This is a genomic window from Pseudoalteromonas haloplanktis ATCC 14393 (assembly GCF_000238355.1).
GTDB lineage: Bacteria > Pseudomonadota > Gammaproteobacteria > Enterobacterales > Alteromonadaceae > Pseudoalteromonas > Pseudoalteromonas haloplanktis.
The window spans coordinates 227477-240703 of sequence record NZ_AHCA01000003.1 but is presented as its reverse complement, the minus strand read 5'-3'; the positions used below and the strand labels follow the sequence as shown (position 1 = coordinate 240703).

General features: G+C 41.2%; 12 protein-coding genes and 10 tRNA genes. 6 read left to right on the top strand and 16 right to left on the bottom strand.

Annotated elements, in window-relative coordinates; translation table 11 throughout:
- Positions 1–167: 167 nt before the first annotated feature.
- From PHAL_RS0108190 to lolB, 16 genes are all read right to left on the bottom strand, one after another.
- A tRNA-Gln gene (locus PHAL_RS0108190) sits at positions 168–242 on the bottom strand.
- Between the two features lie 39 nt (positions 243–281).
- Positions 282–366 (bottom strand) — tRNA-Leu (locus PHAL_RS0108185).
- Between the two features lie 151 nt (positions 367–517).
- Positions 518–592: transfer RNA gene (locus PHAL_RS0108180), tRNA-Gln, on the bottom strand.
- 40 nt (positions 593–632) lie between these two features.
- A tRNA-Leu gene (locus PHAL_RS0108175) sits at positions 633–717 on the bottom strand.
- A gap of 141 nt (positions 718–858) precedes the next feature.
- Positions 859–933 (bottom strand) — tRNA-Gln (locus PHAL_RS0108170).
- Between the two features lie 40 nt (positions 934–973).
- Positions 974–1058 (bottom strand) — tRNA-Leu (locus PHAL_RS0108165).
- A gap of 178 nt (positions 1059–1236) precedes the next feature.
- A tRNA-Met gene (locus PHAL_RS0108160) sits at positions 1237–1313 on the bottom strand.
- Between the two features lie 5 nt (positions 1314–1318).
- Positions 1319–1393, bottom strand: a tRNA-Gln gene (locus PHAL_RS0108155).
- A 39-nt stretch (positions 1394–1432) separates the two neighbouring features.
- Positions 1433–1517: transfer RNA gene (locus tag PHAL_RS0108150), tRNA-Leu, on the bottom strand.
- 142 nt (positions 1518–1659) lie between these two features.
- A tRNA-Met gene (locus tag PHAL_RS0108145) sits at positions 1660–1736 on the bottom strand.
- A 265-nt stretch (positions 1737–2001) separates the two neighbouring features.
- Positions 2002–3093, bottom strand: coding sequence for a redox-regulated ATPase YchF (gene ychF, locus PHAL_RS0108140; RefSeq protein ID WP_016707908.1), 1092 nt, complete (start codon positions 3091–3093; stop codon positions 2002–2004).
- Positions 3094–3127: 34 nt separating this feature from the next.
- On the bottom strand, positions 3128–3712 hold the full coding sequence (gene pth, locus PHAL_RS0108135) for an aminoacyl-tRNA hydrolase (RefSeq protein ID WP_016707907.1): 585 nt from the start codon (positions 3710–3712) through the stop codon (positions 3128–3130).
- A 17-nt stretch (positions 3713–3729) separates the two neighbouring features.
- Positions 3730–4335: a 50S ribosomal protein L25/general stress protein Ctc gene (locus tag PHAL_RS0108130; RefSeq protein ID WP_016707906.1), complete on the bottom strand. Its 606-nt coding sequence runs from the start codon at positions 4333–4335 to the stop codon at positions 3730–3732.
- A gap of 160 nt (positions 4336–4495) precedes the next feature.
- On the bottom strand, positions 4496–5443 hold the full coding sequence (locus PHAL_RS0108125) for a ribose-phosphate pyrophosphokinase (RefSeq protein ID WP_016707905.1): 948 nt from the start codon (positions 5441–5443) through the stop codon (positions 4496–4498).
- A gap of 75 nt (positions 5444–5518) precedes the next feature.
- A complete protein-coding gene (ispE, locus tag PHAL_RS0108120) occupies positions 5519–6385 on the bottom strand; it encodes a 4-(cytidine 5'-diphospho)-2-C-methyl-D-erythritol kinase (RefSeq protein ID WP_016707904.1) in 867 nt (288 codons plus the stop codon).
- Positions 6386–6401: 16 nt separating this feature from the next.
- Positions 6402–6989, bottom strand: a complete 588-nt coding sequence (gene lolB / locus PHAL_RS0108115; protein WP_029216074.1) for a lipoprotein insertase outer membrane protein LolB — start codon at positions 6987–6989, stop codon at positions 6402–6404.
- Between the two features lie 83 nt (positions 6990–7072).
- On the opposite strand from lolB, the gene hemA reads away from it, so the two are divergent.
- The 6 genes from hemA (at position 7073) to PHAL_RS0108085 (ending at position 13218) form a co-directional block, all read left to right on the top strand.
- On the top strand, positions 7073–8329 hold the full coding sequence (hemA, locus tag PHAL_RS0108110) for a glutamyl-tRNA reductase (protein ID WP_029216073.1): 1257 nt from the start codon (positions 7073–7075) through the stop codon (positions 8327–8329).
- 7 nt (positions 8330–8336) lie between these two features.
- Entirely contained in the window at positions 8337–9422 is a 1086-nt protein-coding gene (prfA, locus tag PHAL_RS0108105) for a peptide chain release factor 1 (protein WP_016707901.1), read from the top strand.
- A gap of 2 nt (positions 9423–9424) precedes the next feature.
- A complete protein-coding gene (prmC, locus tag PHAL_RS0108100; protein WP_016707900.1) occupies positions 9425–10267 on the top strand; it encodes a peptide chain release factor N(5)-glutamine methyltransferase in 843 nt (280 codons plus the stop codon).
- A gap of 50 nt (positions 10268–10317) precedes the next feature.
- On the top strand, positions 10318–11859 hold the full coding sequence (locus tag PHAL_RS0108095; protein ID WP_016707899.1) for a response regulator: 1542 nt from the start codon (positions 10318–10320) through the stop codon (positions 11857–11859).
- Between the two features lie 33 nt (positions 11860–11892).
- Entirely contained in the window at positions 11893–12267 is a 375-nt protein-coding gene (locus PHAL_RS0108090) for a SirB2 family protein (RefSeq protein WP_016707898.1), read from the top strand.
- A 123-nt stretch (positions 12268–12390) separates the two neighbouring features.
- Positions 12391–13218 carry a tetratricopeptide repeat protein gene (locus PHAL_RS0108085; RefSeq protein ID WP_016707897.1) on the top strand — a complete coding sequence of 276 codons (828 nt, stop codon included), beginning with the start codon at positions 12391–12393 and terminating at the stop codon, positions 13216–13218.
- Positions 13219–13227 lie beyond the last annotated feature (9 nt).

Genomic DNA, 13227 nt, shown 5'->3' with positions numbered 1-13227 from the left:
TCTGTCGCTATAAATGGTCAGTAACTTAACACGATTGGTATAAAAAGCGTCTATTAGCGATAGAGTGGGTGAAGGCTCACATTAAAGATTAAAGATTAAAGATTAAAGATTAAAGATTAAAGATTAAAGATTAAAGATTAAAGATTAAAGAAGGTTCTCTAGGAAGTTGGCTGGGATACCAGGATTTGAACCTGGGAATGCCAGGATCAAAACCTGGTGCCTTACCGCTTGGCGATATCCCAACTCTAAATTTGGATGAGTTTTAGTTCTAATTAAGAACATGGTGCGGAAGGAGAGACTTGAACTCTCACAACCGAAGTTACTGGAACCTAAATCCAGCGCGTCTACCAATTCCGCCACTCCCGCAGTTCTTTAATGCAGATTTCAATGTTTTGGAACCTAAATCCAGCGTCTAATTCAAGACCACTGCCAATTCCGCCACTCTCGCATCAATAGGGGTGCTGTTTATACTCGTAGCTAGAGTTATTCTTTCACAACACTCTTTGGTAGAAGAAGTTGGCTGGGATACCAGGATTTGAACCTGGGAATGCCAGGATCAAAACCTGGTGCCTTACCGCTTGGCGATATCCCAACTAAGAATTATTTGATAATTTGAGTTCTTATCAAGAACATGGTGCGGAAGGAGAGACTTGAACTCTCACAACCGAAGTTACTGGAACCTAAATCCAGCGCGTCTACCAATTCCGCCACTCCCGCAGTTCTTTAATGCAGATTTTAATGTTTTGGAACCTAAATCCAGCGCCTAATTCAAGACAACTGCCAATTCCGCCACTCCCGCATACAGTTTTTATACTCATAAAGAGTTATTCTTTAGCAACATTCTTTGGTAGAAGAAGTTGGCTGGGATACCAGGATTTGAACCTGGGAATGCCAGGATCAAAACCTGGTGCCTTACCGCTTGGCGATATCCCAACTAAGAATTGTTTGATAGTTTGAGTTCTTATCAAGAACATGGTGCGGAAGGAGAGACTTGAACTCTCACAACCGAAGTTACTGGAACCTAAATCCAGCGCGTCTACCAATTCCGCCACTCCCGCAGTTCTTTAAATGCAGATTTTAATGCTTTGGAACCTAAATCCAGCGTCTAATTCAAGACCACTGCCAATTCCGCCACTCCCGCATTATCTCTTTGAATTAATCAAAGAAATGGTAGTTATTTTAAACTCTTCATTGAGTGCAATTTAACTCTTGCAGAGCCAATTCTAAAAGAAGAAATGGTGGCTAAGACGGGATTTGAACCTGTGACCCCATCATTATGAGTGATGTGCTCTAACCAGCTGAGCTACTTAGCCATTGTTGGCTGGGATACCAGGATTTGAACCTGGGAATGCCAGGATCAAAACCTGGTGCCTTACCGCTTGGCGATATCCCAACAGAAAACAATTGATAATTTTAGTTCTTATCAAGAACATGGTGCGGAAGGAGAGACTTGAACTCTCACAACCGAAGTTACTGGAACCTAAATCCAGCGCGTCTACCAATTCCGCCACTCCCGCAGTTCTTTATGCAGATTTTAATATTTTGGAACCTAAATCAAGCGTCTAATTCAAGACCACTGCTAATTCCGCCACTTCTGCATATGTGTAATTAAACACATGGTAGTTATTTTAAACTCTTCATTGAGCAACAAAAAATAAATGGTGGCTAAGACGGGATTTGAACCTGTGACCCCATCATTATGAGTGATGTGCTCTAACCAGCTGAGCTACTTAGCCATCTTTTTTGTTAGCACTTCATCGCTGAGTGCGGGGCGTATTATGCTGATATGACCCAAATCCGTCAACACCTTTTTTGCAAAAAAACACTTATCAGGGTTTGTTTGCAGGAAAATTAAGCTAAGCGGCTATTTTTTATTAAAAACGGTGTTTTTTTAACTGATTTAACGAGACTTATTTTTTTAATGATAGAGGAGAAATAAAAAAGGCCCGTAAAAACGAGCCTTTAAAATTATTAACAGTGATAAGTTACAGTGGCATGTTGTTACACATTGAACAAGAAGTTCATTACATCGCCGTCTTTAACTATGTATTCTTTACCTTCTTGGCGCATCTTGCCTGCTTCTTTTGCACCACTTTCACCTTTATAAGTGATATAGTCATCAAAGGCGATAGTTTGTGCACGAATAAAGCCACGCTCGAAATCAGTATGAATCTTACCGGCAGCCTGTGGAGCCGTTGCGCCAATAGGAATTGTCCATGCACGTACTTCTTTAACACCTGCTGTGAAGTAGGTTTGTAATTGCAGTAGCTCATAACCACCGCGGATCACAAGGTTAAGGCCAGGCTCTTCAAGACCAAGATCAGCCATAAACTCTAGCTTATCTTCTTCATCAAGCTCAGAAAGCTCAGATTCTATTGCGGCACACACTGGTACAACAACAGCATTTTCAGCAGCAGCAATTTCACGTACGCGATCAAGGTGCGGGTTATTTTCAAAACCATCTTCGGCAACGTTAGCAATATACATTGTTGGCTTAATCGTTAAGAAGTTAACCGAACTAATGGCTGCTTTTTCTTCTTTAGTTAGTGCTAAAGAGCGCAACGTTAGGCCTTCATCAAGGTGTGCTTTTACTTTTTCAAGAACAGCATTTTGTTCTTTGGCGTCTTTATCGCCACCTTTGGCTTTTTTTGCATTACGGAAAATTGCTTTGTCAGCGCTATCCATATCGGCAAGTACTAGCTCGGTATTGATCACGTCAATATCATCTGCAGGATCAATTGTTCCCGCTACATGAATGACGTTTTCATCTTCAAAGCAGCGAACTACGTGACCAATTGCATCGGTTTCACGAATATTAGCTAAAAACTGATTACCAAGGCCTTCACCCTTTGATGCACCTTTTACTAGACCTGCAATGTCCACAAATTCCATACTGGTGGTTAGGATACGTTGCGGGTTAACAATTTTTGCAAGTTCGTCAAGACGAGGATCTGGTACCGGTACCACACCCGTGTTCGGCTCAATGGTACAAAAAGGAAAGTTAGCGGCTTCGATACCCGCTTTGGTTAATGCATTAAAAAGTGTTGATTTACCAACATTAGGCAAACCGACGATGCCACATTTGAAACCCATAGTTAAGATACCTTGTTTAGATCCGCTTAACCGATTATGGCTTAAACGAATGTAGTCTGTTTTGTGCTTTTAACACACCATCTTTTGCAAGTATTTCCATACAACGAACTGCTTCATCTACTGCGGCATCCATTTTTTCTTGGTCTTCTTTGGCTGCTTTTCCAAGCACCCATCCGGTGACCATTTCACGATGTCCAGGATGACCAATACCAACGCGCAAACGCATGAAATCTTTTTGATTTGCCATTTTTGCAATAATGTCTTTTAAGCCATTATGGCCACCGTGTCCGCCACCTTTCTTTAATTTGGCAACACCGGGTTCTAAATCCATTTCGTCATGGGCAACTAAAATGCTCTCAACAGGGATTTTGAAAAAGTTGGCTAAACTACCGACTGCTTTACCACTTAAATTCATATAAGTGGTGGGGATCAGTAATTTGAATTCTTGACCTTGGATGATCACTTTACCTGTAAGGCCGTGATACTTAGGCTCGTGTTTTAGCGTACAGTTGTAGCGTGCAGCGAGTTGCTCGATGAACCAAGCACCTGCATTGTGGCGAGTGTTTGCGTATTCGGGGCCTGGATTAGCCAGGCCCACAAGCATTTGAATAGAATTCAAGGTGCAAACCTTAAAAATTATTCTGCAGCTTCGTCTTCAACTGGCGCAGCTTTGTTAGCTTTGATAGTTACGATAGACTGGTCGTGATCAGCACCTTTCGCTAAATCAACAGATGAAACACCTGCAGGAAGTTTAACGTCAGAGATGTGTAGTGAATCACCAGCAACTAGGCCAGATACGTTAACTTCAACGAACTCAGGAAGTGACTTAGGAAGACACGTGATTTCGATTTCAGTTAATTGGTGAACTACAGTGTTACCTGCTTTAGTTACTACGTCTTCACCGATGAAGTGAACTGGCACTTTAGTGTGAAGTTTGTGAGCAGCATCTACACGTTGGAAGTCAAGGTGAGTGATTTTTGGCTTGAACGGGTGACGTTGGATATCTTTAAGGATAGCTTCAACTTTTTCACCAGCGATATCAAGAGTAAGAATGTGAGTGTAGAAACCTTCACTTTCTTGTGCTTTGATAATGTCTTTGTGTTCAAAAGTAAGTGATGCAGCTTCTTTGTCAGCACCGTAAAGGATAGCAGGAACTTTATCTTCACGACGTAGGCGGCGGCTCGCACCTGTACCTGTTTCTGTGCGTAATTCTGCATTAAATGTATATGTTTCGTTAGACATGATGTCTCCAATAAATAAATAGTGTAGGGCCTTTGCGACCAAGGTCCCTAGCCAAAAGGCGCGCTATCATACCACCACCATCAATTAAAAGAAACACGACAGATAAAAAAAGCGCCAATGAGGCGCTTTAATAAGTCAGTATACAATGTCACTACACGGCTTAGTGTTCGAACATCGCAGAGATTGACTCTTCATTACTAATACGACGAATCGTTTCCGCTAACATGTCTGCAAGTGTTAACACTTTAATTTTATCAATTGCTTTTAATTCAGCAGACAGTGGAATTGAATCAGTAACAATTACTTCATCAATAACAGAGTTACGAATATTTTCTACGGCTTTACCAGAAAGTACAGGGTGGGTTGCGTATGCAAATACACGCTTAGCGCCATGTTCTTTAAGTGCTTCAGCTGCTTTACATAAAGTACCGCCAGTGTCGATCATATCATCAACGATAATACAGTCACGACCTTCAACGTCACCAATAATATGCATAACTTGAGAAACATTCGCTTGTGGACGACGTTTATCAATAATTGCAAGGTCGGTATCGTTTAAAAGCTTAGCAATAGCACGAGCACGCACTACGCCGCCGATATCTGGTGATACAACAACAACATCATCAAACTGACGCTCTTTCATATCATCAAGTAGCACTGGGCTACCAAATACGTTATCAACTGGTACATCAAAGAAGCCTTGGATTTGCTCAGCGTGTAAATCAACCGTAAGAACACGGTCAACACCTACACTTGATAAGAAATCGGCAACAACTTTTGCTGTGATTGGCACACGGGCAGAACGTACTCGACGGTCTTGACGTGCATAACCAAAATAAGGAATGACGGCTGTAATACGACCTGCAGATGCACGACGTAAGGCATCAACCATAACGATAAGCTCCATCAAGTTATCGTTTGTAGGGGCACAGGTTGATTGCACAATAAAAACATCCGAGCCACGAACATTTTCATTAATTTGAACACTGATCTCACCGTCGCTAAAACGGCCAACAACAGCATCGCCTACTTCAATATATAAACGTTTTGCAACTTTTTGAGCTAACTCAGGTGTTGCGTTACCAGCGAAGAGCTTCATGTCAGGCACGGTAGGGTTCCTCAGGCACTGAATTTTTGGACTAATAAGTGATACATAAAGTACTGCTTATTAACTTAAACTAATTTACTTGTACGTTACTTCATTGCTTAAATGAATAGCGTTCAACTGCGTATGGGCAGGAGAGATATTAACGCTGCTGGCAATAAAACCGTCCCAATTATGGGGGAGATTTTCAAGAACATGTTGTGCTTCTTTTTGCGTGGCAAATTCAACAAAACAGCATGAACCTGTGCCAGTCATCTTCGACGGAGCGTATTTTAGCAACCACTGGAGGGTCTTTTCAACCTCAGGGCAGAGCTTTTTGACTAAAGGCTCACAATCGTTGCTTAATGTTTGCTGTTGCCAATCACCTTTTAGCTTCGGTGTATCACGTTTTAAATCGGGGTGAGTAAATATTTTGGCTGTGCTTACATGTTCACTAGGATGAACCACACAATACCATTTTGACGGCAGCTCAACATCGAGCAACTTCTCGCCAATACCTTGAGCTAGAGCGCTTTTGCCATTTATAAATACAGGCACATCGGCACCTAGCTGCACCCCCAGTTCTGCTAATTCAAGCAGCGATAATTGGCAGTGCCATAATTTATTAAGCGCTAAAAGCGTGCTTGCTGCATCGGAAGAACCTCCGCCAACACCGCCACCCATAGGCAAAATTTTAGTTAAATTTATTTTTGCACCCTGCGATGAATTGGTGTGTTTTTGTAATAAAACAGCCGCTTTATAGATTAAATTATCTTGCAGGGGGATATCAAAGGTATCGCCTGTGATTTCAATCTCTGTTGTTTCACTCAAAGTAAAGGTGAGTTGATCGCCATAATTTAAAAATGTAAATAGGGTTTCAAGCTCATGATAGCCATCATCACGGCGACCATTTATGTGTAAAAATAAATTCAGTTTTGCCGGAGCGAGTAAAGAAAATGAAGTCATAGTGTGTTTATTTATGTTAGTCAAAGTGCCACTCATAGAGTTGAATTTTTATTTTAATATCGCGGTGTTTTAAAGTCAGCTTTTTCGGCAGCCAAAAACCGGCATATTGTTGGTAGTCAGCGTAATTGATTTGCCATTGAGCACCATCCGCTGCATGCCAAGTTACGCTCTTTGCGCGACCAAGTTCATCAACCTGTAGGCTTGAATCAATAACGGTGCCTTTTAACCAGTCATCAGCCCTGTCCATTGGGATGGTAAACCCTGTAAGTCTCGCAAGGAGACGTGATGCGTTTACATCATGATAAACTTCATCATCGTATTCAAGTTCAGCACCGTCACTATTTTGAGTTAATGCCAAAACACGGGTACCGATAAAACTAGTGAGAATTAATTGGTTTAATGCTTCCTGTTGTTGCCAATTTAAATTAGCAGATTGGCGTTCATCTGGGCTAATAAAGGCGAGTTTACCTTCTACTTGCCAATTGCTTTGTTGTGATAATTGCGACTTCCAGTCATCATAAAGGGCTGTTTGTGGCTGAATTTGCTGCGCGCAACCACTTAAAAATAAAAAAAAGATGAGTAAAATCAAATATAGTCGAATCAAATGTCGTTCCTTACTTTCCATATTCCGCTGATTTTTGGTAAAATTATCGTCTTTCACGCACGGCTTAGCAATATTTGGCACTTATGACCATAGTAGCACTTGGTATTAATCATAAAACCGCATCTGTAGAATTACGAGAAAAGGTTGCCTTTTCGCCTGAGCAATTGTCAGAAGCATTACAGCAACTGAGTGATCACGATCAGTTTAATGAAGCGGTTATAGTGTCAACCTGTAACCGAACAGAAATCTATTGTAGCCTTGCCCAGCAAAATTCCCAAATACTGTTGCAATGGTTAGCCAGTTTCCATGGTTTGGATGAATATGAACTGAGCAGTAATGTATATTGCCATCAAGATAACGAGGCGATTAATCATTTAATGCGGGTTGCGTGCGGACTCGACTCATTAGTGCTCGGTGAACCGCAAATACTGGGGCAAATTAAGCAAGCTTATAATAGTGCTAAAAATCATAACTCAGTCAGCGTAGTGTTTGATCGCTTGTTTCAAAAAACGTTCTCGGTCGCAAAACAAGTACGTACTGAAACGGATATTGGTGCTAGTGCGGTATCGGTAGCGTATGCTGCGGTTAATTTAGCCAAACATATATACGGTAAATTAGATAAAACGAAGGTATTGTTAATTGGTGCTGGCGAAACCATAGAATTAGTTGCTAAACATTTATATCAAAATGATCCGCAACAGATCACAGTAGCCAATCGCACCATTGAACGAGCGCGTTTATTAGCTGAGGAAGTGAATGCAGATATCATTGCGTTAGCGCAATTACCAGAGCGTTTACATCAAGCTGACATTGTAATTAGCTCGACAGCCAGCACATTACCGATAATTGGTAAAGGTGTAGTTGAGCAAGCACTTAAACAGCGCCGTAATAAGCCTATGTTATTTATTGATATTGCAGTGCCGCGTGATATTGAAAGTCAAGTGGGTGAATTAGATGCTGCCTATTTGTATTCGGTTGATGACTTACAGACAATAGTAAGCGAAAATATCGCCTCAAGAGAGCAAGCCGCCGATGAAGCGCAGGATATTATAACTGAGCGCTGTACCGAATTTGTAATGTGGATGCGTTCTCTCGACTCTGTCGACTTGATCCGTTCATATCGTCAAGATGTACATGATATAAAGTCTGAACTGGTTGATAAGGCAATTAGCCAATTAAATACCGGTAAAGACGCAGAAAAAATTATTTTAGAGCTGGCCAACAAATTAACCAACCGTTTGATGCACGCACCTACCCGTGCAATTCAAGATGCGGCAAAAAAAGGTGAAGTTGCTCAGTTAAGCCAATTAAAGAAAATGTTAGGTATTGATCAGGAATAGCAGTTACATGAAAGAGTCCGTATATCGTAAGTTAGAAACCTTAGTTGAGCGTTATGAAGAAGTACAAGCGCTGCTAAGTGACCCGTCTGTGATCAGCGATCAAAATCGCTTTCGTACACTTTCTAAAGAGTATTCAGAGTTAGAAGAAATTGTTAAAGCATTCCTTGCCTATCAGCAAACACAGGATGATGTAGCAACGGCTGAAGAAATGCTTAAAGATTCAGATCCTGACATGCGAGAAATGGCGCAAGAAGAATATAAAGAAGCGAAAGCACAGATTTTGGCAATTGAAGAGCAAATACAAGTGCTGATGTTACCAAAAGATCCACGAGACAATAATAACGTATTCTTGGAAGTTCGTGCTGGAACAGGTGGTGATGAAGCGGCAATTTTTGCCGGTGATCTGTTTCGTATGTATAGCCGTTATGCAGAAACCAAAAAATGGAAAGTGGAAGTGGTCAGCACCAATGAAGGTGAGCATGGTGGTTATAAGGAAGTTATTGCAAATATCAGTGGTGAAGGGGTGTACGGTCAACTTAAGTTCGAGTCAGGTGCGCATCGAGTACAGCGTGTACCAGAGACCGAATCACAAGGGCGCGTTCATACATCAGCCTGTACAGTGGCGGTGATGGCTGAAATTCCGGAAGCTGAAGCAATTCAAATTAATACAGCAGACATAAAAGTTGATACCTTCCGCGCCTCAGGTGCTGGGGGCCAGCACGTAAATAAAACAGACTCAGCTATTCGTATTACTCATTTACCAACGGGAGTTGTGGTTGAGTGTCAAGATGAGCGGTCACAGCATAAAAACCGTGCGAAAGCGATGTCAGTCCTTGCTGCACGCCTGCAACAAGCTGAAGATGAAAAACGCCACGCTGCAGAAGCTTCCGAGCGTCGTAACTTAGTTGGTAGTGGCGATCGTTCAGAGCGTATTCGTACTTATAATTACCCGCAAGGACGTATAACTGATCACCGTATTAATTTAACACTGTATCGTTTAAATGAAGTTGTAGCAGGTGATTTAGGCTGTGTTATCGAACCATTAATGCAAGAGCATCAGGCAGACTTACTTGCTGCGATGGGTGATGAATAATTGTGACAGACACGGTTGAAAGCGCTGTAACACGAGCTACTTTGTTGTTGCAAAGTAGCAGTGATAGTGCAAAACTTGATGCGCAAGTGTTATTACTCGATGTGTTACAAAAACCTCGAAGTTATTTATTTAGTTGGCCAGAACATCATCTTAGTGATGCGCAACAACAGCAATTTGACGAGTATTGTCAGCGGCGTTTAAATGGCGAACCAGTAGCTCACATTACGGGGTTGCGGGAGTTTTGGAGCTTGCCTTTGCAAGTTAACCCAACCACCTTGATCCCGCGTCCTGATACTGAAACACTGGTAGAGCATGCTCTAGGTTTAGCTCTCCCCACAACTGCCAAAGTACTTGATTTAGGCACTGGTACTGGCGCAATAGCCCTTGCATTGGCCAGCGAAATGCCTGATTGGCAAATAACTGGTGTTGACAGAGTGGCTGATGCAGTTTCACTGGCGAATACAAATAAACAGCGATTGGGTTTTACTAACGTGAACTTTGTGCAAAGTAATTGGTTTAGTCATGTTGCTGCACAACAGTTTGATTTAATAGTTAGTAACCCGCCGTATATTGAACATGATGATATTCATTTAAGCCAAGGTGATGTGCGTTTTGAACCGCTATCTGCACTGGTGGCCGATGATGACGGAATGGCAGACATTAAATATATTATTACTCAAGCTCGCGATTTTTTAGCCCCAAATGGTACGCTTTTAATTGAGCATGGATATCAACAAAGTACTAAAGTGCATAGTTTTTTTGCACAAATGGCGTATACAAATATACTTACAGTTAAAGATTTAGCAGATAATGATCGTGTAACGCTTGCACAGTGGCCTGGATAACTATAAAAATTACGGTGCGAGAGCAGCATAAATGCCTTTGAGGACTCAGTATGATGGATGATTTTTTATTTTCGGACGAACCGCAAGAAGAGGTTTGTGAAGTGATAAAGGGAACATGGAAAGTTATTATAGTTGATGATGAGCCCGAGGTTCATGCTGTAACAAAGCTAGCATTAAGTGATTTTGAATTTCAAGATAAACGTTTAGAGTTTATTAGCGCATACTCAGGCAGTGAAGCGAAGATACAAATAGATGAAAACCCAGATGCAGCCGTGGTGCTACTTGACGTAGTAATGGAAACCGATGACGCAGGTTTAAAAGTTGCGCAATACATTCGTGAAGTTGCAAAAAATAATCATATTCGTATTATCCTTCGTACAGGCCAGCCAGGCCAAGCTCCAGAACGGCAAGTTATCGTTAACTACGATATTAATGACTACAAATCTAAAACGGAACTCACAGCACAAAAGTTATTTACAGTGGTAATGTCGAGCCTGCGTTCTTACCGTGACATTTTATCAATTGAGCAGTCTCGCCAAGGGCTTGAAAAAATAATAACAGCATCCAGAGATATCTTTTCAGCCCATTCACTTGATCACTTTATTGAAGGGGTAATGCAACAACTAACGTCGTTGTTAGGCACTGTTGACCAAGCCATGTATGCAACGAGTTTAGTCGCAGGAAATCCACAAGATAATCAACATAAGTTGGTCGTTTTTTCTGGACGAGGCGATTTTGAGCGCAGTGAAGGTAAAGCAATTGAAGAAGTGCTTAATACGGAGCAACTTTCGGCGTGTAGACAAGCGCTCAGAGATAAAACCATAGTTTATAAAGATAATTATCTGTTTGCATACTGTTGCAGTGAGCATAACCATAATTCAATGTTATTTATTTCTGGGATCCCTAAATATTTAACAGACACACAGCGGCATTTAATTGAGATATTTTCGCAAAATGTACAACTTGCGTATGAGAATGTGCAATTGCAATCGGAAATTGAAGCGACTCAACAAGAACTCGTACTTCGTTTAAGTGAAGCGCTCGAGCAGCGCTCTACTGAAACAGGGAATCATGTTAAACGGGTTTCACATATTTGTAATACATTAGCTTTGGGTTATGGCTTATCAAAGCGCGAGGCAGAGCTTGTGCGCTTAGCTTCGCCATTGCATGATGTTGGTAAAGTCGGTATTCCAGATGCTATTTTAAATAAGCCCGCTAAATTGACCGATGAAGAGTGGGAAGTGATGAAAACTCATACCCAAAAAGGCTATTTAATTCTACAAGGTTCGCGCCGAGAAATTGTTAATGCGGGAGCTGAGATTGCACGTGATCACCATGAGAAATGGGATGGTACGGGTTACCCACAAGGGCTTAAAGGTTTTGATATTCATGTGTTTGGACGCATTGTCGCACTTGCTGATGTATATGATGCACTACGCCATAAACGCTGTTATAAACAGGCGTGGACTGTTGATGATGTCGTTCATGAAATTAACCAACAAAAAGGCAAGCACTTTGAGCCTAAGTTAGTTGATGTGTTTAATGCACACCTTGAAGAACTTGAACAAATATTGGCGCGTTTTCCAGATTAAAAATTTTTAACATTAATGAGTAGTTAGGGGCATATGGATTATTTAGCAGTAAAACACACACACATGGCAATCGCAGTTTTAAGCATTGTTTTATTTTATATTCGTTCATTTTCTCGATTAGGCAGTGGTGCTATCGCTAAAAATAAATTGGTGTTTATTGGCAGTCATGCCACAGATACCTTGTTACTTATTTCAGCCATCAGTTTAATGGCGATTGCTAAAATAAATCCGCTAGAACAAATGTGGTTACTCGAAAAAATTGTACTTGTAATTGCTTATATCGCTTTGGGCATTATTGCCAGTAAACAGCAAAAAACCAACGTTAAAGTGTTGTTTTTAGTTGCAACAACAGTGGTGATAGCACTAATTGGTAAATTGGCTGTTACTAAAACGGCTTTATTTCTTTAAAGTTATGATTGTGCAATGGCTATTTCTTGCCTTTGCACAGTAAACTTAACTACGGCGTTGGTATCTGCTTTAAAAACTAGGTAAACTAGTCGTTCATTTTCTATTTAAGATGTTGCCGTATAAATGACCACCCCTTGGTTTGAAGATCAAAATGAACCCTATCAAGATGAGGCTTTTGACACATTCGCACCCCAAGCGTTGTATCGTTGCATCAGCGCTGAAGCGAAGTGGGATCCCCATGCCGATTTAAGTGATAGCTTTGCCACCTTAAACGACTTTGAAACGCAAGTCACCGAACTGTGCCAACAACACGACGACATTCACGATCGTTTTGACGCGATAGTTGACATGTTTTTTACGCAGTGGTTATTTAGCGTGTCTAGCCTGAAAGTTCCCGAATATACCCTTAATAGCTTTAGCTATATGTTAAGTATGCGCAGTGGCTCAGAAACTACGTTAGCAATTTTACTTTGCCACTTACTTAATCATGCTGACTTTGATGCCAATGTGACAATTAATAATAGTGAAATAAATGTCCATGTTGCCATCAGTGATGAAGAAGGGTATTTGTTGGAGCCAAGCTCTGGGCAGCAAAGTTGGTATATCATTCCTGAAAACGCCAGTGAAGAAAATGGTGATGAGCAAGAGCCTCTTGAGCTTATTTTTGACGAAGAAGTGTACAAACTTTATTTAGCGCAACAAAAGTGGGCGTTCATTTCGAGCAATAAGTTTGGTCATGCTTTGAGCTGCGTTGAGATGTTAATGGAGCTAATAGGCGATGACCCGTACGAAAGGCGCGACAGAGGCTATTTACTTAACCAGTTAGATTGTCCGAAAATGGCACGTGACGACTTACAATTTTTTATCGATGAGTGCCCAGATGATCCTGCGATTGAAATTATCCAGCATCAACTTGAAGAACTTGAAGATAATCACAAAACTCACCATTAACTTTTTAAG